This is a genomic window from Helicobacter pylori FD535, assembly GCF_000296015.2.
GTDB lineage: Bacteria > Campylobacterota > Campylobacteria > Campylobacterales > Helicobacteraceae > Helicobacter > Helicobacter pylori_CT.
Map to the genome: position 1 here is coordinate 21097 of NZ_AKHP02000020.1, position 26235 is coordinate 47331.

The following is a 26235-nucleotide window of genomic DNA, read 5'->3' on the forward strand; positions in this document are numbered from 1 at the left end:
AATCTCCACAAATCTCTAAAGAGTAACGCTTTTTAAAAAAATACATTTTTTTTAATTTTTTAATCAACCATTAAGGTGTTTTAAGTTAAATTTCCTTATCTGTGAAACGGATAATGTTATATCTTAAGGAAAGAAAATGGGGTTAGGACACTAATAAGTTTAGGGATTTTGTTAAGCGTTTTGAGTGGCGATGATCTGAGATTGTATTCAAAACCTTTAGTCTATTCGGCTGGAAGTGGGATTATTGGGATTGATATTGACAAACGGACATTTTACAAACGAGCGTTCGCTTTCACGATGAAATCGTTGTTCGGTGAAAACTTGCTTCTGTTTGTCAAATTGAAGCGTTCTGCGTTAACGAGCAAACACATGAAAGGGCCTTTGGAAAACCGCCACCATCATTCTTTCACTAAAAATTATGAAAAAGCGATCAATGGTTGTCAAAAGTATTTTCATATCAAATTGCCTGAAGGCGCTCCTAGCAACTTCAAATCAGGCTCATACATGGCCACTATGGTGGTGCGTTTTTGAGGCGTTGTTTGGGGTATTTTTTAATACCCTTATTGTCTTTTAAAAATACAAATTTATTTTTTAGCCTTTTTTTAAATCTTCTTAGGACTCTTCATGTTGATTGAGTGGAGTGTTTTCAAGATATGGATAAAAATTCGTAGAAGAAAAATAAAAAGGCTCTGTTTTCATCAAATACGGGTTACTAAAACTTTTTATGGTGGGTTATAGCGTATTTTGGCTTTAGTTGTTTCTTTTAGGACTAGTTTTATCAAGGTTTAAAGGATCAGTCTCTTTTCTCTCATTATTTGGTGCTAAAAACGACTCCATTAGCCCGTTCCTTGAATTTTTTGTAAAACAAAACCCCCTACAAAAACGCTTCTAGTTTATAAGCTTTTTTATGCTCTTGTTTCAAATCCATGTAAGCGTTTAAAAGCATGTATTCTTCAAAGGATAAAACCGCTAGATGCTCCTTAGCGAGATCATTCATTTCTAATTCTAACAACACGAATAAAAAGGCTTTTTGCGCCTTATCGTCTTCTTGGCTTAAAACCTCAAAAAACTGGAACCATTGATCGGGGACAAGAAATTTTTGCGCTTTTTGTGCGAGCTTTAAATAATCATTCTTGTCATAACCCACCTTTTTGCAAAGCTCTGAAATTTTTAAAGTGTCTGTGTTTAAAGATTTTTCAAAAAAGGCTTTTAAAAAAGACTTCACGCACTCTTTATCCAAGTTCTCTTGCATCGCATTCAAAGCCTTTAAAACCTCTTTTTTGTTGCCTTTTTGGGCGATTTCTATAAAAGCGTAGCGGCGTAATTCCAAAGGGATTTGCGCGTTTGTTAAAACTTCAAAGGCGTTTTTTAAATCGTTATGAATGAAAGCTTTCAAACGTTTAGAAAAATAAGCATGCTCATAAGCTAGCGAATGCTTAGCGTGATCTTTAGGCTCAAGGGTGTTGTTTTCTATATTGTGGTAATGCTTAAAAAGGTTGTCCACTTTTTCGCACCCGCTATTTGGCGTGTTTAAATCAGCCTTTAAATCATAGCGGGCTAAGATTTGAGAGAGGTTTTTAGCGAGATCGCTTTTAAATTTCGTTTTTAAAAAAGTCTTTTGAGTGTCTTGGGATAGGATTTGTTTGAGCAATTTGTCAAAATCCCTTTTTTCATGGTATAAGCGGATTTTATGGCTGAGGTTGTGCTTGAATAAAAAAACCCATGAAAAAAAAGCGAACATGCCTAAAACGCCCATAAGCCATACCGCAATGGGAAAATTGAAGCTGTAGCTCCCTAAATTAAAGGCGTAAGCTTGCGGATCAATACTATAAACAAACACACCAAAACCCACAATGAACAAAAATGTAAAGATAATGTAAAAACGCATGCGCACCTCCTATTTATGGTATGGATGCTTAAAAATAATGCTTAAAGCCCTATAGATTTGCTCGCATAAGACAATCTTAGCCACTTCATGGCTAAAAGTCATCTCGCTCAAACTCCAAGCTTGACAATCCTTTAAAAAATTTTCTTCAAACCCATACGCTCCAGCGATAAAAAAATTAATATTAAGATGATTTTCTAACATTTTACTAAACGCAAAGCTATCGCCCCTTTGAGCTTTAGGGTGTAAGGCAATATTTTTTGCCTTAGGGTTTAAATACGGCTCAAAGGCTAGAGAATAGCTTTTTTGAGCGAGTTCTTTAGAAACTTTTTGAGCGTTGGCGGTATTTTTAGGGAATAAATCCACTAATTCCAGCTCGCAATCAAATTGCCTGCATTGCTTTTGATAGATTTTCACTAACTCTAAAGGCGAGCTTTTAGCGATAGAATACACCACGCAACGCATCAATATTAAAACTTTAAAAAATCTTTGAAGTCTTATGCGTCATCATAGCGATCAAATCGCTCAAAGTTTTTTTCAAATCCTTCCTGTGCACAATCATATCAATCAAGCCATGCTCTAATAAAAATTCCGCTGTTTGGAAGCCCTCAGGCAAATCCGCCCCTATAGTTTGCTTAATCACTCTAGGTCCTGCAAAACCTATCATCGCCCCAGGCTCTGCGATAATGAGATCCCCTAAAAAAGCAAAAGACGCGCTAACGCCCCCATAAGTGGGATCGCTTAAGAGCGAAATGAAAGGGAGTTTGGCCTCACTCAATCGGTTCAAAGCCGCGCTCGTTTTAGCCATTTGCATGAGCGAATAAGTGGATTCTTGCATCCTAGCCCCCCCACTCGCTGAAACAATCAATAACGCTTCTCTTTTAGCGACCGCACGATTGATCGCTCTTACAATCTTTTCGCCTTCCACAGAGCCTAAACTCCCCCCCATAAAGCTAAAATCAAACACCACGATCTGCAAAGGCATGCGGTTGATTTTAGCCTCACCGCTGATCACTGAGCTTGGGCGGTTAGTCCTTTTTTCGTATTTTTTAATGCGTTGTTTATAGCTCTCTTTATCCACGAAATTCAAAGGATCATTAGGCCGTAAATGCTTGTCAAACTCTTCAAAACTCCCCACATCGCACAGAAATTCAATCCTTTCAGCCGCGTTCATGCGGAAATGGTAATGGCATTTCAAACACACGCTGTATTTACTAAACACTTCTTTATGATACATTAATGCATAACATTTAGGGCATTTCACCCAATGGCTTGGCTGTTCTTCCTTACTTGGTGCTGTCCGCAATTTATTGATCTTAAAATTTTTAAAGAAATCTGCAAATCCCATGTTTTTCCTTAATTTTGCAGTTTTATTAGGATTATATCCAAGTTTTGCTTATAATAAACAAAATTAGCTTAAGAGTAGTGATGCAAGGGTTTCTTTTACAAACACAAAGCATAAGAGATGAAGATTTGATCGTGCGCGTTTTAACCAAAAACCAGCTCAAAACCCTCTATCGTTTCTACGGCAAACGCCATAGTGTGCTGAATGTGGGGCGTAAAATTGATTTTGAAGAAGAAAACGATGATAAATTTTTACCCAAGTTAAGGAATATTTTGCATTTAGGCTATATTTGGGAAAGAGAAATGGAGCGCTTGTTTTTTTGGCAACGCTTTTGCGCTCTCTTGTTCAAGCATTTAGAGGGCGTGCATTCTTTGGATAGTGTCTATTTTGACACTTTAGATGATGGGGCTAACAAACTCTCCAAACAGCACCCCTTAAGAGTGGTTTTAGAAATGTATGCAACGCTTTTGAATTTTGAAGGGCGCTTGCAAAGTTACAATTCTTGTTTTTTATGCGATGCAAAATTAGAGCGTTCTGTCGCTTTAGCGCAAGGGTTTATTTTAGCACACCCCTCTTGTTTGAAAACTAAAAGCCTGGATTTAGAAAAAATCCAAGCTTTTTTTCGCACTCAAAGCACGATTGATCTAGAAACAGAAGAAGTGGAAGAATTATGGCGCACGCTGAATTTAGGGTTTTGAAAGGTTAAAAATGAAATTTAAATTTTTGAATATGGATAATGAGAGCGGTTTTATTTTGATTGAAAAAGAATTGAAACGATTGAACGTTCTCGCTCAAGTCAAAGAAGATTGCATTGAATTAAAAGGCGGAAATATCCAACAAGCGAGAATCTATCTTAAAACGCTTTTTAACTCCAATATTGTGGAATTAGACGATCACAAAAAAAGCACAAACGCTTTAATAGAGCGCTTGAAATCTTTAGATTTAAAAATTGCGGTGGCTGAAAGCTGCTCTGGGGGGCTATTATCGCATGCATTCGCTTCCGTTAGCGGGGCTTCAGCGGTTTTTATGGGGGGCGTTGTGTGTTACAATGAAGAGGTGAAGCGCGAATTATTGAAAGTTAATGCCACGACTTTAAAAGTCTTTGGGGTTTATAGCGAAGAATGCGTGAAAGAAATGCTATCAGGCGTGTTTTTGAATTTTAAAGTCAATTTAGCGCTTGCGATCAGTGGGGTGGCTGGCCCTAATGGGGGGAGCAAGGCTAACCCTGTAGGCACGATTTATATTGGCACGCAAAAGTTAGGATCTCAAGCTTTAATTGATCGCTGTTTTTTTGAAGGGGACAGAGAAAGCGTTCAAAATAAAAGCGTAGAGCATGCCCTAAACATGCTCGCTAGAATGCTATAACACTACCTTAACGCACAAACGCTACCAAACTCTTTTTGAGCGACCTTAGCGATGTAAGCGATTTCATTATCATTAAGGTTTTCAACGCTCGCTTTCAAATACCTTTTGATTTGCTCAATCTGGCAACCCACTAGCTTGATTTTCACCACAGCCACCTCCGATTTTAAATTTGTGTAAGTGTCGGATACCTGAATCTTAGTCGCTAGGTAATTATAGATAGCGTAGCTGATATTCGTAACCGTTTTCTCGGACTCATGGAATTGCTCCATGAAGCGTTTTTTATACTTCAACATGATTTCATGAAAAACCACAATCAAGCTCAATTTAGCGTTTAAGGTCGCTTGCTCAATCCCTAAATATTTATTACTAACGGGGATATACGCCACGCCCATTTCTTCATAGGGGACTTTAGGGTCTTCAAAAACCCAAGCAGGAGCATCAGAGAGTTCTGATTTCATGCCCTTTAAATCAGAGACTAAAATCCCATCATCTCTTAAAAGACTCTTAGCGCTTAATGAAACGCTTGAAAACACCCCTAAAAGAGCGATTAAAACCATTCTTTTAAACAAAATACCACTCCTTAAACTTAATTTAGGTTTGATTATAGTTAAAAAGTTTTTAATTTCGTTTAATCACAACCAAGTAATTGCATCAATCTTTGATTTTCTTGATTTTTGGCTCGCTTCTGCCACCCTCTTACCCAAAGCGATCAAGCATGCGATTTTAGGCTTATTGATACGCTCTTCTAAAACCTCGCCCACTTTTAAAGGATCAAAGCCTCCAATAATGCAGCTATCCAATCCCATTAAGCTCACGCCCATGCAAATTTGCCCCACAGCGATATAGCATTGCTCTAAAATATAGCTTTCCAATTTTTGCATGCTGTGGTTGAATCTCACGCCAAGCATTTGAGCAAAAGAGGGGATCACTCTAACTTTATAAGACTCCGAATAAAGGTTTTGCATGTAATGGCCCGTGGGCAACAACTCGCTGGGTCTCAAAGAGCATACCACCATTAACGCTGAAGCGCTTTTAATCATTTCTTCATTAAAATAGCTGTGCACTGCAATTTGATTTTTTAAATCCTTGTTAGTAACCATCACAAAATGCCATGGCTGCGTGTTGTAAGAGCTTGGCGATAGCCTAGCGATTTCAGCGATTTCTTCTAATTCTTCGCTAGAAAACTCATAATGGCTATCAAACATCTTGCAAGAATGGCGCTCATTTAGCAATTGTCTTCTTTTTTCTTGATCCAAAAATTTCATTGATTTTCCTTTATTTTTTAGAATTTTTTGTAGCATACAATAAAATCCCTAACGAAACGATTACCATAAGTAAGCTTAAAATCTGCCCCATGCTCAAATTTAAAAAATAAACCCCTAATTGACTATCCGGCTCTCTGTAAAATTCCGCAATAAAGCGCATCAAGGAATACCCTAGGCCATAAACCACAATCAGCAACCCATGCGTTTTGGTGTGTTTTTTGGCCCACATTACCATTAAAAACACGATAACCCCCTCTAAAAACGCTTCAATCAATTGGCTGGGATAACGCAATTGATGATCCACCATAATGCCTATGATTTGCCCTAAATGGCTGTCTTTGGGGACAACTCTCCCCACAAGCTCCTGATTTAAAAAATTCCCAATCCTCCCAAAAACATACCCTAAAGGCAAACTAATCGCAATCAAATCCAAATAAATCAAAAGCTTTTTCAAATCCTTACGGCTATAAAGATACGAAGCGATCAAAAACCCCACCAATCCCCCATGATAGCTCATCCCACGAATGCCTACAAAATTCCCATGGCTGTCAAAAGGGTTAAAGATTTGCCAAAAATGCGTCAAATAATAGCTGGAATTAGGTTCATAAATAAGAATGTATCCTATCCTTGCCCCTAGCACAATGCCAAGCTCCGCCCATAAAAAATAACTCTCAAATTCCTTCCTTTCAATGGGGAATCGCTTGGGGTCTTTTTGGATCATTCTTAACGCTATATAAAAAGCGCTAACAATCGCGCACGCATACGCCAAACCATACCAATGCACTTCAATACTGCCAAGACTAAAAGCGATGGGGTTAAATTCATCATAAATCGTATTCCAAGCGTTCATGCTCAATCCTTAAATTTCAAATTCTTTAGGGGGGATCGCTTCAAATTCATACCCTAGTAGCGCGATTTTATGCGCATGGAGCATCAAGCGTTTGGCTGAACTTGGCTCATTATTATAAAGCGTATCGCCTATAATGGGGTGGTTGATGTGCTTTAAATGGACTCTGATTTGGTGGGTTCTTCCGGTTTTGATTCCCACTTTTAAAAGGGTTTTTTTGTTGATGATTTTTAAGGGCGTGATTATCGTAACCGCTTCTTGCCCTTTTTTAGAGATTTTGCTGAAAGCTTTAGTGGTTTTAATCGTAAGAATGGGAGCGTTGATTTCTTGTTCTTCTTCTATAATGCCTTGAGCGAGCGCTAAATACTCCTTTTTAACCGCCCTGTCTTTAAAAGCCTTTTTAGCTTTTAAGTGGAATTCTGAATTTTCTTTCACCAATAAAACCACCCCGCTTGTTTCTTTATCCAAGCGGTGCAACAAAACCCAACCTTTGAAAAAAGAAACTAAATCATAGCTCTCTATAAAGGGGGGTTTAAAAAGGGCTAGAATGTTTTCATCTTCAAAAATCACGCTGGGTTTTTCAACCTTTTGGATGTTAAAATGCGTGTTTTTGGGCAATTCTTTTCTGGCGACCATCAATTTCTTCCCCCCTACACTCACTAACCCCAAATCAATCAAAGCTTTGGCTTTTTTATGCGAAATGTTTTCTTGAACGCTCAACATTTTATAAGCTTTTTCCATGTTTATCCTTTATCCTTTTTAATGTTTAATGAAAGCGAGCAATTCGTTTAAATCATGCCCGTTTTCTAAAAAACGCACCACGCCTAAATTTTTGTAATCTAAAAGAGCGTCTAACAGATCCTCTTTTTGAACGATTTTATAAGGCTTGATTAATTCAAACAACGCTACTTGGTTGAAAATATACTCCCCTGTGATTAAGCGCGTATTAAAAAACGCCGGCTCTAAAGGGTTATGCCCCCCCATTTTGACAAACGAACCCCCTAAAATGACAATGTCTGCGATTTTGTAGAAGTTATTCAATTCCCCCAAGCGATCCACCAACAAAATATCGCATTCCACAAAACCCTTTGAAGAAAAACACTCCCAACTAAAACGAGTCGTTTTTAAAGCGTCTTGCAATAAATTCTGCACGCTTTTAAAACGCTCAGGGTGGCGCGGCACGATAAAAAGTCGTGCGTTTTTGAAAGTCTTTTTCAATTCTAAAAACGCTTTTAACCCTAATTTTTCTTCGCCCTCATGCGTGCTGGCTAAAACAATGTTTAAAGCGCTTGGGTTTTTAGGATAAAACGAAACGATTACAGGCTTTGAAAAACGCTTGATATTCAAAAAATCCACCACTTTTTTAGCTCCTAGATCCAATAAACGCTTTTTATCGTCCTTGCTTTGTGCTAAAATCAAATCAATGCGTTTGAATAAGAGCGCATAAAAAAAAGAAAAACGCTGATACTTGGGGTAAGAACGAACGCTGATGCGAGCGTTAATGAGCATGGTTTTTGCCCCTAATTTTTGAGCCGTATCAAACACATTAAACCACAATTCCGCTTCTGTAACCACCAAAGTTTTTAAGCGTTTTAAGTTTTTTTTCCATGCAAATAATAGGGTTTCAAAAGGCAAGTAACGCACTTCTATACGCTCCAAATGCCGATAAGTTTGAGCGGCTAATTCAAAACCGGTATTAGTGGTAACGCTGATTAAAATCGGCTCTTTTAAAGCTTGAATGATCGGCTCTAAGGATTTAACCTCCCCATAAGAGCATGCATGAAACCAAAAAATCGGCTCGCTTTTTAAAAGATTGTCTTTGAGAAAAAAACGGGCTTTTAAAGAATGGCGGTATTTTTCCTTAAAGCTCCAAAAAAAGATGAAAGGCGCACCAAAAAGATGCCCCAAAGTTAACAATAAAAGGTAGAAAAACTTAAACAATCAAACTAATTCTTGGCTTTCTTCTTGGCTTTCTTTTGGAGGTTGAGCGCTGTTTTCATACGCGCCCTCAGCGTATAAAATACGCCCGCAATACGGGCAAGTGATCATATCCCCACTCGTTAGCACTTCGGTATAAATCTTATCATTCAATCTAATAAAACAACCCCCACAAGCCTGTTTTTTGATCGTTACAATGCTCGTGTTTTTCGCCCATCTTCTGATCCTTTCATAAAAACTATAGATTTTAGGCTCAGTTTTTTCCACGAGTTCTTCTTTCTTTTTAAAGATGATTTGTTGGGTTTCTTTGATGTTTTTGACTTCGTTTTCCACTAAGCTTTCCAATTCCAGCACTAATTTTTCAAGCTCTAGCATTTCTTTTTTCAAATCCTCTTGTTTTTCGCTTTTGTGCTTGATTTCATTTTGCAGGTTTTCAATTTCTCTGTTAGCTTGGTTGGATCGCTCTTTAGCAATATCTTCTTCAATGTTCAAAGAGCGCAACTCCCTTTCGGATTTGATCTCGCTCATTTTCTTTTGGATACTGGCGATTTTAGCGTTCGTGTCTTGTAGGGTTTGCTCGTTTTTAGAAACCTGTAATTTTAGGGCTAATTTTTCCTCTTCTAAATTCAAAATCGCTTTATTTTTAGCTTCTTTATCATTCAAGGCTTTATCCAAGTCCTTTCGTTTTTCTCTGATCAATGGCTCTAGGGAGTCAATTTCTTTATCCAAATGCGAAATTTCAATCAATTGTTTGAGATGGGTGTTCATCGCTTTCCTTTAAATGATTTGCAAGGGGTTTTTAAAATTCTCTATTGTAACCAAATAATTGAAAGAATGCAAAATTTCAGCCACAATCAGCGCAAAACCCCTTTCGCTATAATAATGCGTGGCGTCAATCAAGCTTATCCCTAAAGATTGAGCGATCATCGCGTCATGGTATTTCACATCGCCTGTAATTAAACAGCTTTGCGCTTTTAAAGAAGAGAACATGGACGCTCCCGATCCGCACACAAACGCTAAATCTTTAACGATTGGAGAGCTTTTGACACACGCTAAGGATCCCACCCCTAAAGAAGATTTGATTTTTTTCACCAACGCATCAAATTCCATATTAGCGTTTTCTTTCACTAACATAAGGCCTTTTTCTTTCAAATTATCAAACCCTAAAAGCGTGCTAGCGAAATGCTTGTTTAAATGCGTTTTGTCAAAATTCGTGTGCATGCTAATGACTGAAATGTTTTTTTGGATCAAGATTTTTAAAAGATTGCCCGGATAAGCCTCACCATTAAGCGTTTTTAAGGGCTTGAAAATTAAAGGGTGGTGCGTGATGATTAGGGCGTTTTGTGGCGCGTTTAGAGCGATTTTAAGCGTGATTTCTAAACATGCGATAATCTCGCTAAATTCATGATTTTCACTCCCCACATTCAACCCGCTGTTATCCCATGATTCTTGGAGTTCAAAAGGCGAAAGGCGATTCAAAACTCCCAACACTTCCTTAACTAACGCCATTTTGATCCTTTGTTAAAGCGTTTTTTAAACGCTCTTCCCTTTCTTCTTCTTGCTCTTTATAAAGAATGGCGCACCCTTTCGCTAAATCCCTGATTTGTAAAATATAATTTTGCCTTTCAGCCACCGAAATCGCTTTTCTGGCGTCTAAAATGTTGAAAAAATGCGAACACAACATCACAAAATCATAAGCCGGCAGCGGGAGCTTGTTTTCCAAGCAATGCAAGGCTTCAGCTTGAGCGTTTTTAAACATTTCTAACAGCCTTTTCACGCTTGCTGTTTCAAAATGATACTTGCTGAATTCGTATTCGCTTTCTAAATGCACTTGCGCGTAATTCACGCTGTCATGATTGTTTTTAGCCCATTCAATCTCTAAAATATTTTCTACTTTTTGGACATACATTGCTAATCTTTCTAAGCCGTAAGTGATTTCTACAGGGATAAGGCTACAAGGAATGCCCCCCACTTGCTGGAAATAAGTGAATTGCGTAACCTCCATGCCATCAAGCCACACTTCCCAACCAAGCCCCCATGCCCCCAAAGTCGGACTCTCCCAATTGTCTTCTACAAATCGTATATCATGCTCATTAAGGTTTATCCCTAACACTTCTAAGCTTTTTAAATAGAGTTCCTGGATATTAGAGGGGCTAGGCTTGATGACTACCTGAAATTGGTAATAACTCCCCAAGCGGTTAGGGTTTTCCCCATAGCGCCCGTCTGTTGGCCTTCTAGAGGGCGCGACATACGCCACATTCCACGGCTTTTTATCCAAACTCCTTAAAAGCGTGGCCGGGTGGAATGTCCCAGCTCCTGCAGGAATATCATAAGGCTGGATCACCAAACAGCCTTGATTCTTCCAATACTCTTGTAATTTTAATAATAAACTTGAAAAATCTTGCATGCTCTCTTTCCTTTTAAGCGCGTCTGATCAAATCGTTCATGCTCTCTAGCACACTCTTACCCTTTAAAAGCAAGGCTAATTCGCTCGCAATGGGCGTATAAATGCCGTATTTTCTAGCGATTTCCACAATGGCGTTGGTCGTTTTCACCCCTTCAGCCACTTCGCCCAATTCTTCTAAAACCACCTCTAAAGGCTTGTTTTGGGCTAGCCCCAAACCCACACGATAATTCCTAGATAAAATGGAATTAGCGGTTAAAAACAAATCCCCAGCCCCAGAAAGCCCTAAAAAAGTCTCCGTCTTGCCCCCAAAGAACGCCCCAAAGCGTTGCATTTCCACCAAACCCCTAGACAATAAACTCGCTTTAGCGCTATTGCCTAATTTCAAGCCATCACAAACCCCCCCAGCAATGGCGATCACATTTTTATACGCGCCAGCGATTTCACCCCCTATGATGTCTTGTTGGGCGTAGGCTCTGATAAAAGAGGGGGTTTTATTGGCAAATTCTAGCGCTAAAGCTTGATTATTGGAATGAATGACTAGCGCGCAAGGCAGGCCTTGAATGATTTCAGCCGCAAAACTCGGGCCCGCTAAAAAACACAAAGAATTAGGATCGATAAAATCCTTTGCGATCTCGCTCACAAACGCCCTGTTTAAAACCTCTATCCCTTTAGAAGCGATTAAAACCTTAGCGTTTTTGGGTAAAGAAGCGTTTTGAAACCATTCCCTTAGATGCTGCACGCTAATAGCGATGACATAGAGCGCTGCTTTTAAGCCTCTTTGTAAATCCACTTGCTCTATGGGGGCAGAACCTTTAGAAATCAAAGCGTCATTGAGCTTTTTTAACGGCTCGTTTAGATCGCGCCTTGAAATGATTTTGACTTCATTCTTTTCTCCAAAAGCAAAGGCTAAAGCCCTCCCCCACGCCCCGCCACCAAATACTGCAATTTCCATTAAATTCCTAATCTCATTGATTGTAAAGCTCACCATTTTACAATAATAAGTTTAAAATAGCCCTTATGAGCCAATTCTTTGGCGCGGGCATGCGGTCTTTATGCACGGACTATCTTTTTGATCTCCTCCACTTCCGCAATTTTTTTTGGAGCTTTTTATTATTTAAGAGATTTTCATAATCTTTTTCATTAACTTCTTTAAAACTCCTAAATTCATAAAAATTTTCTGGTGAATTGCGTAGTTGGAGCATGTTATTATGGCGAACTATTCCTTCTGAATAATCTTGGATTTCTTTTTGGCTTAGACTATAGTCGTTTTGTATAGAAAACTCTTGAAAATCTCTGAAGAATAATATCATCTCTTTGATTTCTTCAAACTCCCTTTCGTTTAAATCCCTCCACTCCCGCAAATCGTTTTGAAGCTCCTCATCGTTTAAGGACTCTTGATAGAGATCGCTTAAAGCTTCTTTATATTCCCTAAGCGTCTGCAAGTTTTTTAAAGAATAGTCTAGTTGGAGAAATTCATTATTATAATCCACATTTTCTCTCCATTCTTGGATTTCTTGTTGGCTCAATTCATACCAATCCAAATAAAACAAACTGCGATCCCTAAAATACAGCACCATTTCTTTGATTTCTTCAAACTCCCGGTAGTTTTGTTCATCGTCGTTTTATTCTTTGTATTTTTCAAAAGTAAAAGCGCTCACACGATCAAAAACCTTATCAATGCTTTCTTTAAACAAACTGATCACTTGGTTGAGTTGCGCTAAATTCTCTCTTTTGGATTGCTCTTTATCAGAAAATTCTTTTTTGAGCGATTCTATTTTATTAAAAGTGTCATCATTGAAATCATCAAAGCCCTTTTGCAATAAATCCAATTTGATAGAGTGCAAAGCCTTTTGGTAGCGTTTGAATTGGTTAGCGTCTTGCTCAATAGCCTTTTCATACGCCAAACGCACATTGTATAAAACGCTTAAAATTTCGTTTTGTTTCTCGCCTTTCTTGTCCAAAGAGTGCAAAAATCCCTCAAGCGAGTCAAAAACATGGCTTTTTTCACTGAACTCTTTAATTTCTTGATACCTTGTAGCGCTATAGGCGCCAATCCCCAAAAACTCAATGCCCCTATCTTCTAAAATCTCTTTAATTTTAATAGCGACTTCTTCTAATTGTCTTTTTGTGCGCCTATCAGCCCTACTCACTACGATAAAAACCTGCTTGCCTTCTTCGTATAATTCTTGCAAATACTCTAAATCATCGCTTTCAATACCCCCACGCTCGCAACTAATGAGCCATAAAACATTTTGGGCGTGCTTTAGGGATTCTTTAGAGGCTTGTTTGTCCCCACCCGTGTAGCCTTGATTGGAAGGGTTATAGCCAGGCGTGTCTATGAAGCATAAAAATTCAAAAGGCACGCTAGGAGTGCTTAAAAGCATCAAAGGCATGATCTCTTTAAGGTTGAAGCCAAGGGAGTCTAAAAAGTTATGGTCAAAAGTGAGATGGGGTAATTCCACCATGCCCGCATTTTGAGAAAACCCCATCAAAACTTCTTTTTTACCCTTGAAGCAATAAGTGGGGATCGCTGTAGTGGGAAGCGTGTCTTCAGGGAGTTTTAATTTCAAACCCAACAAGTTGTTTAAAAAAGTGGATTTGCCCGCGCTAAACCCTCCCCCTACTGCGACCATGTTTTTATGAAACAAACTAGGGTAGCTCGACTAATTGCAATTCTTTTTTAATTTCTTGGAGCGTTAGTAACGCTATTTCCTTTTCTTTGAGCGAATCCACGCCGCTAGCGAACTCTAAAAACTCGTTGTCTAAAATCTGCTGGTATTCTTCTAGCCCTTCATTTTTCATTTTAGCGTTTAAAATACGAGCGATCAAATCGTAGCGCTCTTTTAATCCCACTACATTCTTTTCAACCTTGCTAAAGGGGTCATTCAAAGAATCAATACCCATTAGATCTCTCTCAAAGCTTTGATTTTTGCGTCTAATTGAGCGATGGATTGCTCTTTGTTTTGAACTTGATTTTTCAGGTTTTGCATGTCGTTTTTAAGCTTTGAAAGCACCCCATTAGCAAAATCTTGTTTTTCTAGATTCTTTTCTAAATCAGTGCAGTATTCTTTCACATCGTTTTTAGCCTCATTTTCAAAATCCCTCAAATGCGTTTCCACGCTTTGTATGAATTGAAGGGCTTCATCGCCTTCTAAAAGGCCTGTCTGTCCTTTTATCTCGCTAGGAAGCAAATCGGTATAATCAAACTCTTCAAATTTGATTTTATCCGTAACGGCGTTCACGCTCTTTTTGAAAGCGTATGGATCAATCAAACCATTATCATGGATAATTTCGCGCAATTTAGAGAGAATTTTTTCGTAGAGTTCTTTCTTAAAAACGCTTTTAAAACCATCAGCGTTTCTGTTTAAAGCTTTTACACACTCATCATGCATCTCTATTAAAAGACCTATCACCGCTCCGGCTTTGATTTCCTTTCTTTTTATTTTTACATGGTATTTCTTTTCATCATAGCCCCAACTACTTTCACCCCAAAGATTACCAAAAAATCTTGCAACGCTTCCAAAAGGGCCATCTTTTTCAGTTTTTTCGACTCTCATACCGCTATCTTCCTTCTCTATTTCAAGATTTTTGCTATTCTCTTCAGCATTTTCTGCAAATTCCTTTAATGTCTTATTCAAGTCATCTTCAACCTTGTTGATAAAATCAATAACAAATTTTTCATACACATCTTTAAAGTCTGTCTTAATTTTGTCAGAGAGTTTTTCATACTCTTTCATCTGCTCAAAGATCTTCTTCAGATCAGCCATTCTAATCCTGTCTTTCTCTAACTCCAATTCTTCCAAGAGTTTTTCCACCAATGAAGAGAGGTTGTTCGCTTGGCTTTGTGCATAATCTTGCAATCTTTGAGAAACGATCTCTTCTTTCCTTTGAGTGGCTTTTTCTAAACGCTCTTTAATCGCATCCATATTGCTTAAGAGCAGCAGGCTTTCTTTGGATTTATCACCGCTGTTAAAAGCGTCAGGGTAAGCGTTGGTTAAATTCCGCCATGCATTGTAATACTCTTCTTTTTTGCTTTCCCAAGAAGCTTGGTTTTTGAAATCCTTATACATGCTAAAGCAAACCCCTGAAGTCAAAATGACGCCGTTTTTGATTGCTTTTTCAAAAATCCCTCGTTGGTTAGGGTAATCTTTAATCAACGCTTCCATGGTTTGATCTAAAGAAGATGAAAGGGATTTTTGCGCGTTTTCTAAGGCTGTGGGGAGGTGGCGGTCCGATTTTGCCGCTACACTCATCTCGCAAGCAACGCTGTCTGCTTGGCTTCCCACAAAATAAATTTCTTGAAGGCCTTCTTTATTAGAAACCCTGTCAAACAAACCCATATCGCTCCCCGTTAAAAACTGACCAGAAGGGCTTATGATAAACACCACATGGCAATCTTTCAACAAGGCTTTGGTGCGCTCTTCTCGTGAGACGATCGGATCGTTCACGCCCGGGGTGTCAATCACTTCCAAATCTTTAAGGTTGGGGTTATTCAAAGAAATTTCCACCGCTTTAGTGAAAGGCATATACTTCCCATTTGTGCCCACGAATTGAAGCAATTTTTGATTAAGCTCTTCTAAGCTATTGGCTTGAATGTGCGAATTCAATTTTTCAGTGTTGGTTAGCCCGCTCTTTTTTATTTTTTCGTATTGATCGTATAATGAAAAGAGTCTCGTATCCTCTTTTAATATATTTTTAGCAGTTTTTCTAGCCTTTTCTAATATTTCTTCATCGCTTGAAATCCTCTCTTTGGGCGCTTCTTTATCGCTTTTGTTTATGCTAAGAAATTTGCCAAACTTATTTAATCTCTCTTTAAATCTCTCTTTAGCCCTATTTGCCAAACTCTGTTTTTGTTCTTTGACTTTTTCACCAACCATTCTTTGAAATTCCCTTTCATACTTTGCATGTTCGTTTTTAAGCTCTTCAATATCCTTTTGGCTGTAAAACTCCACTTGAGCACTCAGGGTTTTTGCGTATTTTAAAACAGTGAGGCTAAAGGCTTCGCTCTTTCTTGCAAGCCTTGTTTTTGAAGCGTTTTTTCAATTAAAGCGCTTTTTGAATGATTTCTTGCGTGTTCATTTTAATCCTTTAAATATTGTTGTTCTAAAGTGCTTAAAGCGTTGATCTTATTTTCTAATGCTTGTTTTTGCGCTTCTAGATCGTTTAGGTGTTTTTCTTTTTCTGTTTGAGCGAGTGCGATTTCTTGTTTCTTGTGCGTGATTTCTAATTCGCACCGATCTTTTAAACCTTTTAGGGAATTTTCCAAGCACTCATTAAACAAGCCTGGCAAAACTTCTTTAAGCTTGCGTTGGACCTCTGGAATCACTTTTATTTCAATCAAATTTTCTAATTTCGCCCGCTCTTTTTCTTCATTCCTAAAAAATGCAGCGATGAGATTAGGCAACAATGTCAATAAATCTTTTAAAAGAGGTTTTAACTCTTGTAAAATCAGCGCGAACGGACTTGTAACCGGGTTTTTGGATAGAAACAAGCTTAAAGCGTTGATCCCTAATTCAAGGTTATGCTCTAAACTCACAGACAAGTCGCTAGAAAGCTGCGTGTTGTTCAAGCTTTCAAATTCCGCATGAAAATCTTTTGAAAAGGAAAGGTTGATCTTTTCAATCTCTAATTTCGTGTTTTTGATCAAGCTTTGTTGCGTGATGCTTTCTATTTCGCTATTGAATTCGTTAGGCTTGTTGATTAAAGAGGCTAAATAAGGCTTTTGATCCCTCACATCTTCTAGCACTTTTTTAACCACCGATCCCACAGCCACGCTGGAATACTCTTCTTCTAAATTAGCCCTTAATTTTTCATAGGTTTTTTCAATGTCTTTAACGCCCAAATCCAAAGCTTTGATCTCTTCTAACGCCTTTTCTTTGGAGTAATCAAAGCTTTCAATCACGCTTTTTAGGCTGTTTTGTAACCGGGCGTTCAAAAACTTCAATCGTTCCAAATACAAAGAGCTAAAAAGCTTTTCAGCGTCTATTTTATCCGCCACCTCTAAAAGAGCGTTATTGTCTTTATCAGAGCGGATAAGACGCGTTGTCAAATCAAGGTGATCCTGGATTTGCTCTTCAATATAATGAGAAACCTCTTCTGCTTGCGAAGGCGTTCTTAGATTCGTTTTACTCAAAATAAAGCTAAGGCCTTTGTCAAACTCTAAAAGGTTTTTCAACTCCCTAACCATGCGTTTAGTGAGGCTGCCCTCTTCTACGCTTGTGAGAATGACAAAATGCGCGCCTCTTTCTAAATATTCCAAAATGGCATGGGTGTGGCTTGAAATAGGGCTATCAAAGCCTGGCATATCCACAAACACTAAAGGAAGCGCTGTTTTCAAAGCTTCATTATTCAAATAAACCTTAAGGTAGGAATACTTCGTTGCATTCTCTTTAATCACCTCAAAACTTTGCTCATTCAGTTCAAAACTTTCTGCTTTTTCATCATTGTTTGAAAAAGCCTCTATGCGTTCATCAACGCTATAGTGCAACTCAGTGGCTAAAGAAGTCTCTGGTGTGATACCGGTGGGCAAAACGCTCTTTTCTAAAAAGCGGTTTAAAAGCGTGCTTTTCCCTGCGCTAAAATTCCCCACAACGGGTATGACAAGCTGTTGTTTTTGAACGCTTTCTAAAAGCGTATAACATTCTGTTTTATCGATCTCCACTCCTTTTAAAACTTCTAAAACCTGTTCTAAAAACTTTACAAAATCCGTCTGTGCGCATAAAACCATCATCAATCCTTTATAAATAAAAATTAAAAATTAAACAAGACGCAAAAATCCCCAAAAAATCCCTAAAAAGGGGTTATATGGGTATAAGTTTATATGGGGGTGAAAAGATAAAGCGGCTGACTAGAGAGAGAGAGAAAAAGAAAGCGAATTTTTAAGAATAACAATCATTACAAACTCCTAGCACCATTTAGAGACTCTTATTATACCTGATTTTACAAAACAATTTTAATCGCTGGCATTAAATCGTTGTTTTCTTCTATTTTTAACATTCTGACATCTTTAACGCAGATCGCAAAACTTGGTATTTGCTTGGCTAAAATTTGCACCGTAGCGACGCAAGTAACAGCGTTGATGGTTTCATCGCCAAAATACACGCTACCTTGTTGCCATTTAAAGCCATGTTGTTCCATGAATTTACGAATATCCGAATAAACTTTTGAGAGATTCATTGCGTTTTCGTTCAAGCAATTGGTGTCAAGGTCAAAGGTTACAGCATACATCTTAATTCCTTTATTGGTTTGTGTTATAGCGTATTTTACTGAGAATTTCGCTTGATTGGTGCATGCTTTTTACAACCCATGCGTTTGAGAATAAAACAATTTCATCTCTTTAGAAGCGAAGTGATCTTTGAGCGCTTTTGCTAAAGATAAAGCGATCTCATCGCTTAAAAAAAGCTTGAATTTAGCGTAATCTTTGCGCCCACTCACCTGCTCTTTTTGGCTTAAAAGCAGCGAAGAAGCGGCGTATTTATAGCATTCCACATAAAAAAAATCATCAAAGCCTTTTTCAAATAAATAATCTATTAAAGCGTCTTTCAAGCAAATATCAATATAAATTTCTAAAGCGAGCATGTGAAATCCCTTAATTGATTTTAATCTTTTTAGCAATGAGCATGAACATGGGCGGCAGTAAGAGTAAGGTTAGAGCGCTTGAGGTGACTAATCCCCCAAGCACCACGATCGCTAAAGGTTTTTGGACTTCTGATCCCACGCTGTGAGAAAATAATAAAGGTATCAAACCCAAACCGGCAATGCAAGCGGTCATTAAAACCGGCCTCAAACGCCTTTTAGCGCCCAATAAAACGCATTCTTCTACGCTTTTTCCTTGTAAGAGAAGCTCTTTGAAATAGCCTATCATCACCACGCCGTTTAAAACCGCAATCCCAAAAAGAGCGATAAAGCCTACGCTCGCTGGCACTGAAATATACTCCCCTACCGCAAACAACGCAATAAGGCCTCCAGTAACCGCAAAAGGGATATTCAAAAGAATGAGCAAGGCTAAAGGAATGCTTTTAAAAGTGAAAAAAAGAATGAAAAAAATCGCTAAGATGCTTAAAGGGATAACGGTGGAAAGCCTTTTATTGGCCCGTTGCTGGTTTTCAAACTGCCCCCCATAAGTGATATAGTAGCTAGAAGGGAGTTTGATGTTTTGAGCGATCACTTTTTTAGCCTCTTCTACAAAAGAGTTCAAATCGCGCCCCACCACATTACTGCGAACCACGCTCATGCGCATTGAATTTTCACGCACGATAGAAACAGGACCATCCACTTCTTCAATTTTAGCGATAGAAGTGATAGGCACTAAAACGCCATATTTTGAAGTCAAGGCTAAACTTTTGATTTTAGTGATAGAGCTTGCAAAATCGCTCTCTTGGCGGATCATTACCGGGGTTCGTGAAATCCCTGTAGGGATCACATCTACAACTAAGCCCTCTAAAGCGGATTTTAAAAACTTGGAAAATTCATCGCTAGTGATCCCCACATTCGCCATCGCTTCTTTATTGGGGGTTACATACAAATAATTCACGCCCTCATTGAGCGTGGTTAAAACTTCACTAGATCCCTTAATCCCTTTTAGAGCTTGCGCGATTTGAAAACTCAATTGATTCAATTCGCTAATATCATCTCCAAAAATCTTAACCGCTAAATCCCCCCTAACCCCTGTAAGCATTTCAGAAATCCTCATTTCAATGGGTTGGGTGAAAGAAAAGTTAATCCCCTTAAAGTCTTTTAAAGAATCTATGATTTTTTCCAATAATTCGTCTTTAGTTTTAACGCTCCATTCTTTTTTAGGGATGAAAGAAATAAAAGTATCGGTTTGATTCAAGCCCCCTAAATCCAGCCCCAATTCATCGCTCCCTGTGCGCGCGACAATGCTTTTAACTTCCTTGACATGCTTTTTAATCGCGCTCTCAATGTTTAACATGAGATCCCTAGATTGATCTAAAGAAACAGAAGGGGTGGTTTCCACGCTCAAAACCACATCGCCCTCATCTAAAGCGGGCATGAAATTCTTCCCCACAAAAGGGAATAAAGAAAGGCTTGCGATTAAAAAAACAAACGCTCCTAAAATCACTTTTTTAGGGTTACGCACAAAAAATTCCAATAAAGGGGCGTAGATTCTGTTTAAAAACCTCGTTAAAAAGGTTTCGCTATGGGGTGTGGCTTTTAAGACAAGAGAGCTCACTACAGGAATGATAGTGATGGATAAAACTAAAGTGCCTAAAAGCGCATACACAATGCTTTGCGCTAAAGGTCCAAACATCTTGCCCTCTAACCCCTGTAAGGTTAGAATCGGCACAAAAAACACAATAATAATCACCACCCCGCTCACCACTGAAACGGCGATTTCTTTGCATGAACGATAGATCGCATGGAGTTTAGTGGTTTTAGTGTTAGCGCTCAATTTTTCAAAAGCGTTTTCCACCACCACCACGGCTGAATCAATGAGCATGCCTATAGCGATAACCAACCCCCCTAAACTCATCAAGTTTAAAGTCAGATCGCTAAACTTGATAAAAATAAACGCCACAGACAAGCTTAAGGGTAAAATCACCCCCACAGCCACGCTCGCCCTCAAATTCCCTAAAAATAAAAAGAGCGTGATGATGATTAAAACAACGGCTTCAATGAGGGTTTTAGAAACGGTGGCAATGGCTTTTTGCGTGAATTCAGAGCGATCATAAAAAACATTAATGGACACGCCATTCGGTAAAAAGGGTTTTAATTCTTCTAGTTTTTGATACACTTGAGTGATGATTTCTTTGGTGTTGGCTTCTTTTAAAGAAAGCACCAAGCCCTCTGTGGTCTCACCCACGCCATCTTTAGTGACAAACCCTAATCGGGTGCGAGACTGGCTGATGACTTTCGCAAAATCCTTAATGTGCAAATGCCCTAAATTAGTGGAAACGGTGATTTTTCCAATGTCTTCTAAACTCAAAGAAGCGGTTTGGATTTTGACTAAAAAGGTTTCGCCATCTCTATCCACGCGCCCCGCTCCGCTGTTTCTTAAATTCACTCTTACAGCCGCTTCTAAATCAGAAATACTCACCCCAAGCCTTGCCATGTCGTTAAAATCCGGCACAATCACAAACGCTCTGCTAAAGCCTCCAATAGAATTGACATCCGCCACGCCGCTAATCATTCTCAATTGCGGGCGGATCACAAAGTCTAAAAGCTGTCGTTTTTCTATCTCGGTGATATTGCCATCAATGGTGAACATAAAGATGTCTGACAACGGCGTAACAATGGGCGCCATGCCCCCTTCAACCCCCATGGGTAAATCTTTCATCACGCTGCTCAAGCGTTCATTAACAATGTTTCTCGCTAAATAAATATCCACGCTGTCATCAAAATCTATCGTGATGTCTGAAATAGAATATTTGGAAATGCTTCTTAAAGATTTTTGCCCTTTCAAGCCTAAAAGCTCCAATTCTAAAGGGCGCACGATGTTGTTTTCCATTTCTTCAGGGCTAGAGCCAGGGAGTTTTAAAATGATTTTAACTTGAGTGGGCGAAATATCCGGGAAAGCGTCCACTGGAGTGTTGATAAAACTATAAGTCCCAAAAAACAAAATAAGAATCGCGCCAACAATCACGATCACCCGCTGGCGTAAGGAAAATTCAATAATGGAAGCGAGCATTATTCTTCCCCTAAATTGTTGATCATGCCTTTTAACCCTATCAATGACCCCACTGCCACGCTGTCATTAGGGTGTAAATTTTGAGCGTTCACGATAAAAATCTTGCTGCGCTCTTCTAAAACTTGAACCACCACAGGCCTAAAACCTTTAGGCGTTCTCACAAACACCAGGTAATCCTTCCCGTTTCTGATTAAAGCGTTTGAAGGGATCAAAACCGAGCCTTTAGGCTGTGAGCCTTGAATATACATTTCTACCATTTCCCCCACATGGTAATTGCCCTCATCTAATAAAGCGGTGGCTAAAATCGTGTTAGAGCCTTTGTCTAACACCACCGAAACGCTTTGAATCTTCCCGATTTTTTCCCCCTCTTCATTATAGACCGGCGAATCTCTTCTAATGGATTTAGAAACGCCTACAGGCAATTTGATTTGAGCGATCAAATCATCGCTTTTTGAAATACGCACATAGCTAGTGAAAGCTAAAATCTTCTCGCCCACATTTTTAGGCGCTAACGCTAAAAGACCGCCGTCTCTAGCCACAATCCTAAAACCATACTGCCCTTTAGGGTTTTTGGGATCCACGCCAAAGCTTTTAAACGCGCTCTCTAATTGTTCCACCTTTAAGCCCATTTCTTCACTGGTTAGAAAGCTCGTTTGATACTCCCTTTTAGGGATCACCCCGGCCCTATAAAGCTCTAAATCTTTTTTAGTAATATCTTTAGCGATTTTTAATTTATTTTGGTTGTTTTGCAATTCAAAATACAAATTGCCCAAATCAATGGAGCTCACTTCACAGATCACATCTCCAGCCTTCACCTGCTCGCCCTCTCTTTTATAAACCGCAACCACAGACGCATCAAAACTCAAGCTCTGCACCACAGAGCTTTTACTATCAAAATCAATATAAGCGTTAAAAGGAAGCCCTTTACTAAAGATTTCTTTATCTAATTTAATCACCTTTAACCCCATGGGTTGCAAGTTTTTTTCTTCCAAAACAATTTCTGGATACTCTTTGGCCTCCAAAAAAACACCCATTGAAGAAACGCCCATTGAAAAAACACCCATCAACACAAGCCACAATAACGCCCGCTTCAACGCAATTCTCCTAACCTGGTCAAACTCTCCCCTAAAGTCTCTTCTAAAAGCGCGCTAATATCAATGTATTCAATCTTGGCTTCCGCCAGAGTGATGAGAGCGTCCATGTAAGAATTTTGATAAATCAAGTATTCAAAAAGCCCGATTTTTTGGGCTTCATAAGCGATGCGCCCCATTTCCATCAAACGCTTTTTGTTGGCAATGGCTTCTTTTTGGGTTTCAATGTATGCTTCTTTGGTTTTGAGCTGGTTTAAGTAGGAGTTGGCGTTGATTCTAATGTTTCGTTTCATCACTTCATTTTGCGCGAGCGTCCCGCTTTGCAAATCCAAGAATTTACGCTTTTGATAGATGTTTTTAGGCGTTACTGGTAAAGGGATACGCACTTCCACGGAAAGGTTGGTTGAAGAGTTATAGCTTTCAGAGCCAATCCCGAATTCAAAGGCATTAAACACATCTCTGTTAGCCAATTTCGCATTCACCTGATAATCTTTAGCCGTCAAATCCAAAATATCCACATACAACGAGCGATCCAATTTAAACTTTAAAGCTTCAGGTTCTAGGCGCACGTATTCAAAATCCAAACCGATCACCTTAACATCATGCAAATGGTCTAAATAAGTGTCAAAATGCGCCCCCTCTTTGACCGGATCCACAATCGCTAGCATCGTGTCTAGCATTTTTTCTAAATCTATGAGTTTGGTTTCCACATTGGTTTTAGCGAGTTTGGATTCCAAATAAGAGTTATTAAAGTTGATATAATCTTTTTCGCTCATGCTGCCGGCTTTGACTTTTTCTTTAGCGATTTTGAGCTGCGAATAAAAGTTCGCTTCTCGTTGCACATACACCTGATACTTTTCTTTAGTCATCACGTAAGTCAAATAAAGGCGTTTAGCGCCAATAAAAGCGAGATTTTTATTTAATTGATAGCTTTTATCGTATTGAATGGTTTTGATAGAAAGGCTTTTGGATAAAAGCGAGCTCACCCATGGGAGCTTGGGTCTTACTATTAAAAGGGTTCTGGGTTGCGCTTCTATGATGCCTTGGAAGTTTTTCACCATAGAGGTTTCATTATCAATATAGGGAAAATCCCATGCATTGATTGAACGCTGTTCGTTCAGACGGCTTTTAAAATCGGCTTTTTTGCCGATCAACTCCATAGAGTTGGTTTCCACTTCTTTAAAAAACTCTTGTAGGGTAAAGGTTTTCGCATCAAGCGCGCCCGCACCGCTTATTAAAAAAGCTACCCCCAAACAAAAACGCTGGACTTTGCGTTTGAAAGAACTAATTCGCAATTTCTTTAATATCCCCAATTTCTAAGAAACTTTGATACACGCCCCACAAGAAATTTTTACGATTTTTTTGGATTTCTATGTCTTTATCCATGACTAGCACGCTTTTAAAATATTCTTCTAAAGGCGCATGCAAACCAAAATAAGCCTCTATTTTGCTATCCAAACTCTCAAAAGCGCTTGATTTGATCGCATTGAACGCTTCAAAAAGGGCATGCTCTTTTGGCTCTTTAAAAAGACGGGCAGAAAACTCGCTTGACTCGTTAGGGTTTCTGTCTTTATTGATATTGGCTAGGCGTTTGAAAGCGCTAAAAAGCAACTCTTTTTTTTGAGCGTTCTTGGGATCGTCTAAAAAGCGTTTTAAGGCTTTGACTTTTTGAATGATTTTAACAATGTCTCGCTCGTTGGTGTTTAACACGCTCCTTATAATAGAGGGGTTACAATCTATTAAATTGTTAAAGCGCTCCAGTAAAAACTTCTCCAAAATCTCTAAATCAAAGCTTTGATAAACGCCCACTTTTTCAAAGAGGTTTTTCAAATCCGCTTTCAAATCAAACTCTAACCCATAATGCGCGATAATTTTCAATAGCCCAAAACTCAAACGCCTTAAAGCAAAAGGATCTTTAGATCCGCTAGGGATTTTACCCGCGCTAAAAAGAGAAAACAGGCTGTCTAATTTCAAGCTCAAAGCCACGATCGCGCTAAAAACGCTAGAGGGCAAGGGAGCGTTTTCGCTTGCGGGCAAATACTGCTCTTTCACGCTCAAGGCGACTAACTCGTTTTCGTTTTGTTTTAAAGCGTAGTAATAGCCCATGATCCCTTGAAGCTCGCTAAATTCATACACCACTTCACTGAGTAAATCCGCTTTAGCGATTTTAACGGATCGGCCAATCAATTCAAGGGATTTTTCTAAAGGCATGTTTAAAGATGAAGCATATTTTTGCGTCAAGTATTGAGCGATGGTTGCTTCTCGCTCCATTTTATCCTTTAAAGTCCCTAAACCTTGCACAAAAACCACGCTCTCTAAAGGGGCGTTATCTAAAGGCTTTTTGAGATCGTTTTCATAAAAGAAAACCGCATCGCTCAAGCGGGCTTTTAAAACCTTTTGATTGCCTGCAATAATTTTTTGCTTGTCTTTATTGATAGCGTTACTCACCACAATAAAGCCGTTGTGTAATGTTGGGCTTTCTTCTTGGCTTTTTTGACAAAAGGTTGCAAAATAGCGCTGGTTTTCTTTCATGGAAGTAATGATGATTTCACTGGGTAATTTTAAAAACGCCTTGTCAAACTCCCCTAAAAGCGCGCTAGGGTATTCCGTGATCGCTACAACCTCATCTAATAAATCCCTATCTATTTCTACGATGATGCAATGCTTTGTTTCTAATTCTTTAATTTCTTGTAAGATTTTAGCTTCGCGCTTTTTAGGGTCTAAAATGACATGGTTTTTTTCTAAAACTTCAAAATAGGCTTTAGGGCTATCCACCTGGATAAAATCAAAACCCTCTTGTCGGTGCACTTTGGTGGCTTGTTTGGTTTTAAAGCCATACTCTTTGACTTCAATACCGTTAAAATTTTCCCCATTAAACAACACGCAAATATTATGAATGGGCCTGATAAAGCTTTTTTCCACGCTGCCCCAACGCATAGACTTCCCGAAATTCAAACCCTCTAAAAACTCTAACACAATGGGCATGATTAAGTCTTTTGTAGGCTCTTTCGCATGGATTTTAGCGTGATAAAGCACTTCTTTATTGTTTTTAAACGCTGTTTGGAAATGCTGGTGATCCTTTAGTCCTAATTTTTGATAAAACCCTAAACCTAATTCGTTCAGCCCTTGCGTTTTATCTTGATGATTGCATGCGATTTTAACGGGAGGCCCAAAAAATTCCTCTTTGGTTTCTTGGGTTAAAAGAGGAAAATCTTTAACGAACAAACACAAACGCCTAGGGGTGTAAAAAACCTCTATATTTCCCACTTCTAAAGCGTGCTTTTGAAAAAGAGCGTGGAGTTTTTTAGGCATTTCTTTATATTCATTCAATAACGCTTGCGCGGGCAATTCTTCAACCAAAATCTCTACTAACAATTCATCTGAATGCAAAATCTCAATTCTCCCTAAAAAACAAAATCACTTTTAAGACTAAATCATGTTAGA

23 protein-coding genes and 1 pseudogene are annotated in these 26235 nt (G+C 38.8%); 3 read left to right on the forward strand and 21 right to left on the reverse strand.

The window, feature by feature from the left end; all coding sequences use genetic code 11:
• Positions 1-168: 168 nt before the first annotated feature.
• A complete protein-coding gene (locus tag DV63_RS12370) occupies positions 169-531 on the forward strand; it encodes a hypothetical protein (RefSeq protein WP_000953828.1) in 363 nt (120 codons plus the stop codon).
• A 343-nt stretch (positions 532-874) separates the two neighbouring features.
• On the opposite strand, the gene DV63_RS12375 is transcribed toward DV63_RS12370, so the two are convergent.
• The 3 genes from DV63_RS12375 to accD are packed head-to-tail and all read right to left on the reverse strand — an operon-like array spanning position 875 to position 3233.
• Positions 875-1888 carry a LapA family protein gene (locus DV63_RS12375; RefSeq protein ID WP_001213422.1) on the reverse strand — a complete coding sequence of 338 codons (1014 nt, stop codon included), beginning with the start codon at positions 1886-1888 and terminating at the stop codon, positions 875-877.
• A 9-nt stretch (positions 1889-1897) separates the two neighbouring features.
• Positions 1898-2350, reverse strand: a complete 453-nt coding sequence (rlmH, locus tag DV63_RS12380) for a 23S rRNA (pseudouridine(1915)-N(3))-methyltransferase RlmH (protein WP_001203889.1) — start codon at positions 2348-2350, stop codon at positions 1898-1900.
• 13 nt (positions 2351-2363) lie between these two features.
• Entirely contained in the window at positions 2364-3233 is an 870-nt protein-coding gene (gene accD / locus DV63_RS12385; protein WP_000505057.1) for an acetyl-CoA carboxylase, carboxyltransferase subunit beta, read from the reverse strand.
• 80 nt (positions 3234-3313) lie between these two features.
• Here accD and recO point away from each other — a divergent pair, with 80 nt between their 5' ends.
• Positions 3314-3928 carry a recombination protein RecO gene (gene recO, locus DV63_RS12390; protein ID WP_017179803.1) on the forward strand — a complete coding sequence of 205 codons (615 nt, stop codon included), beginning with the start codon at positions 3314-3316 and terminating at the stop codon, positions 3926-3928.
• A 10-nt stretch (positions 3929-3938) separates the two neighbouring features.
• On the forward strand, positions 3939-4595 hold the full coding sequence (locus tag DV63_RS12395) for a CinA family protein (RefSeq protein ID WP_000669275.1): 657 nt from the start codon (positions 3939-3941) through the stop codon (positions 4593-4595).
• Between the two features lie 2 nt (positions 4596-4597).
• Here the strand turns inward: DV63_RS12395 and DV63_RS12400 are convergent, their stop codons facing one another.
• The 18 genes and pseudogenes from DV63_RS12400 to glyS form a co-directional block, all read right to left on the reverse strand.
• Positions 4598-5164: a hypothetical protein gene (locus tag DV63_RS12400; protein WP_000476731.1), complete on the reverse strand. Its 567-nt coding sequence runs from the start codon at positions 5162-5164 to the stop codon at positions 4598-4600.
• A 63-nt stretch (positions 5165-5227) separates the two neighbouring features.
• Positions 5228-5860, reverse strand: a complete 633-nt coding sequence (rdxA, locus tag DV63_RS12405) for an oxygen-insensitive NAD(P)H-dependent oxidoreductase RdxA (RefSeq protein ID WP_000670084.1) — start codon at positions 5858-5860, stop codon at positions 5228-5230.
• A gap of 10 nt (positions 5861-5870) precedes the next feature.
• Complete coding sequence (lgt, locus tag DV63_RS12410) at positions 5871-6710, reverse strand: prolipoprotein diacylglyceryl transferase (RefSeq protein ID WP_000995040.1); 840 nt, start codon at positions 6708-6710, stop codon at positions 5871-5873.
• 9 nt (positions 6711-6719) lie between these two features.
• The gene (locus tag DV63_RS12415) at positions 6720-7448 is read right to left on the reverse strand and encodes an RluA family pseudouridine synthase (protein WP_000409679.1); all 729 of its coding nucleotides are present in this window, start codon (positions 7446-7448) and stop codon (positions 6720-6722) included.
• An 18-nt stretch (positions 7449-7466) separates the two neighbouring features.
• The gene (waaA, locus tag DV63_RS12420) at positions 7467-8648 is read right to left on the reverse strand and encodes a lipid IV(A) 3-deoxy-D-manno-octulosonic acid transferase (protein WP_000472207.1); all 1182 of its coding nucleotides are present in this window, start codon (positions 8646-8648) and stop codon (positions 7467-7469) included.
• Positions 8649-9413 carry a zinc ribbon domain-containing protein gene (locus DV63_RS12425; protein WP_001091790.1) on the reverse strand — a complete coding sequence of 255 codons (765 nt, stop codon included), beginning with the start codon at positions 9411-9413 and terminating at the stop codon, positions 8649-8651.
• A gap of 9 nt (positions 9414-9422) precedes the next feature.
• The gene (locus tag DV63_RS12430) at positions 9423-10154 is read right to left on the reverse strand and encodes a GTP cyclohydrolase I (protein WP_001229785.1); all 732 of its coding nucleotides are present in this window, start codon (positions 10152-10154) and stop codon (positions 9423-9425) included.
• A complete protein-coding gene (gene glyQ / locus DV63_RS12435; RefSeq protein WP_001150939.1) occupies positions 10141-11052 on the reverse strand; it encodes a glycine--tRNA ligase subunit alpha in 912 nt (303 codons plus the stop codon). Before glyQ ends, DV63_RS12430 begins: the two co-directional genes overlap by 14 nt.
• A 13-nt stretch (positions 11053-11065) precedes the next feature.
• Entirely contained in the window at positions 11066-12004 is a 939-nt protein-coding gene (locus tag DV63_RS12440) for an NAD(P)H-dependent glycerol-3-phosphate dehydrogenase (RefSeq protein WP_000401705.1), read from the reverse strand.
• A 109-nt stretch (positions 12005-12113) separates the two neighbouring features.
• Positions 12114-13956, reverse strand: a pseudogene (locus DV63_RS12450) (dynamin family protein).
• Positions 13956-15929 (reverse strand): P-loop NTPase family protein, encoded by a 1974-nt coding sequence (locus DV63_RS18245; protein WP_000232672.1) that lies wholly within the window; start codon positions 15927-15929, stop codon positions 13956-13958. The pseudogene DV63_RS12450 and the gene DV63_RS18245 overlap by 1 nt, the downstream one beginning before the upstream one ends.
• Positions 15930-16132: 203 nt before the next feature.
• Positions 16133-17779 (reverse strand): dynamin family protein, encoded by a 1647-nt coding sequence (locus DV63_RS12460; protein ID WP_000242036.1) that lies wholly within the window; start codon positions 17777-17779, stop codon positions 16133-16135.
• Positions 17780-17991: 212 nt separating this feature from the next.
• Positions 17992-18279, reverse strand: coding sequence for an endoribonuclease VapD (locus DV63_RS12465; RefSeq protein WP_000271446.1), 288 nt, complete (start codon positions 18277-18279; stop codon positions 17992-17994).
• Between the two features lie 69 nt (positions 18280-18348).
• Positions 18349-18630, reverse strand: coding sequence for a DUF3240 family protein (locus tag DV63_RS12470; protein WP_000880302.1), 282 nt, complete (start codon positions 18628-18630; stop codon positions 18349-18351).
• A gap of 10 nt (positions 18631-18640) precedes the next feature.
• The gene (locus DV63_RS12475) at positions 18641-21700 is read right to left on the reverse strand and encodes an efflux RND transporter permease subunit (protein ID WP_000881273.1); all 3060 of its coding nucleotides are present in this window, start codon (positions 21698-21700) and stop codon (positions 18641-18643) included.
• Complete coding sequence (locus DV63_RS12480) at positions 21700-22794, reverse strand: efflux RND transporter periplasmic adaptor subunit (RefSeq protein WP_000816828.1); 1095 nt, start codon at positions 22792-22794, stop codon at positions 21700-21702. The genes DV63_RS12475 and DV63_RS12480 overlap by 1 nt, the downstream gene beginning before the upstream one ends.
• Positions 22791-24086: a TolC family protein gene (locus tag DV63_RS12485; protein ID WP_001223001.1), complete on the reverse strand. Its 1296-nt coding sequence runs from the start codon at positions 24084-24086 to the stop codon at positions 22791-22793. Before DV63_RS12485 ends, DV63_RS12480 begins: the two co-directional genes overlap by 4 nt.
• Positions 24076-26181 carry a glycine--tRNA ligase subunit beta gene (gene glyS / locus DV63_RS12490; RefSeq protein WP_000555198.1) on the reverse strand — a complete coding sequence of 702 codons (2106 nt, stop codon included), beginning with the start codon at positions 26179-26181 and terminating at the stop codon, positions 24076-24078. The genes DV63_RS12485 and glyS overlap by 11 nt, the downstream gene beginning before the upstream one ends.
• Between the last annotated feature and the right edge of the window lie 54 nt (positions 26182-26235).

Coding starts and splice junctions, on each gene's coding strand:
- DV63_RS12375 (WP_001213422.1), bottom strand. CDS start 1,888: ATGCGTTTTTACATTATCTTTACATTTTTGTTCATTGTGGGTTTTGGT.
- rlmH (WP_001203889.1), bottom strand. CDS start 2,350: ATGCGTTGCGTGGTGTATTCTATCGCTAAAAGCTCGCCTTTAGAGTTA.
- accD (WP_000505057.1), bottom strand. CDS start 3,233: ATGGGATTTGCAGATTTCTTTAAAAATTTTAAGATCAATAAATTGCGG.
- recO (WP_017179803.1), top strand. CDS start 3,314: ATGCAAGGGTTTCTTTTACAAACACAAAGCATAAGAGATGAAGATTTG.
- DV63_RS12395 (WP_000669275.1), top strand. CDS start 3,939: ATGAAATTTAAATTTTTGAATATGGATAATGAGAGCGGTTTTATTTTG.
- rdxA (WP_000670084.1), bottom strand. CDS start 5,860: ATGAAATTTTTGGATCAAGAAAAAAGAAGACAATTGCTAAATGAGCGC.
- lgt (WP_000995040.1), bottom strand. CDS start 6,710: ATGAACGCTTGGAATACGATTTATGATGAATTTAACCCCATCGCTTTT.
- DV63_RS12415 (WP_000409679.1), bottom strand. CDS start 7,448: ATGGAAAAAGCTTATAAAATGTTGAGCGTTCAAGAAAACATTTCGCAT.
- DV63_RS12425 (WP_001091790.1), bottom strand. CDS start 9,413: ATGAACACCCATCTCAAACAATTGATTGAAATTTCGCATTTGGATAAA.
- DV63_RS12430 (WP_001229785.1), bottom strand. CDS start 10,154: ATGGCGTTAGTTAAGGAAGTGTTGGGAGTTTTGAATCGCCTTTCGCCT.
- glyQ (WP_001150939.1), bottom strand. CDS start 11,052: ATGCAAGATTTTTCAAGTTTATTATTAAAATTACAAGAGTATTGGAAG.
- DV63_RS12440 (WP_000401705.1), bottom strand. CDS start 12,004: ATGGAAATTGCAGTATTTGGTGGCGGGGCGTGGGGGAGGGCTTTAGCC.
- DV63_RS18245 (WP_000232672.1), bottom strand. CDS start 15,929: ATGGTTGGTGAAAAAGTCAAAGAACAAAAACAGAGTTTGGCAAATAGG.
- DV63_RS12460 (WP_000242036.1), bottom strand. CDS start 17,779: ATGGTTTTATGCGCACAGACGGATTTTGTAAAGTTTTTAGAACAGGTT.
- DV63_RS12465 (WP_000271446.1), bottom strand. CDS start 18,279: ATGTATGCTGTAACCTTTGACCTTGACACCAATTGCTTGAACGAAAAC.
- DV63_RS12470 (WP_000880302.1), bottom strand. CDS start 18,630: ATGCTCGCTTTAGAAATTTATATTGATATTTGCTTGAAAGACGCTTTA.
- DV63_RS12475 (WP_000881273.1), bottom strand. CDS start 21,700: ATGCTCGCTTCCATTATTGAATTTTCCTTACGCCAGCGGGTGATCGTG.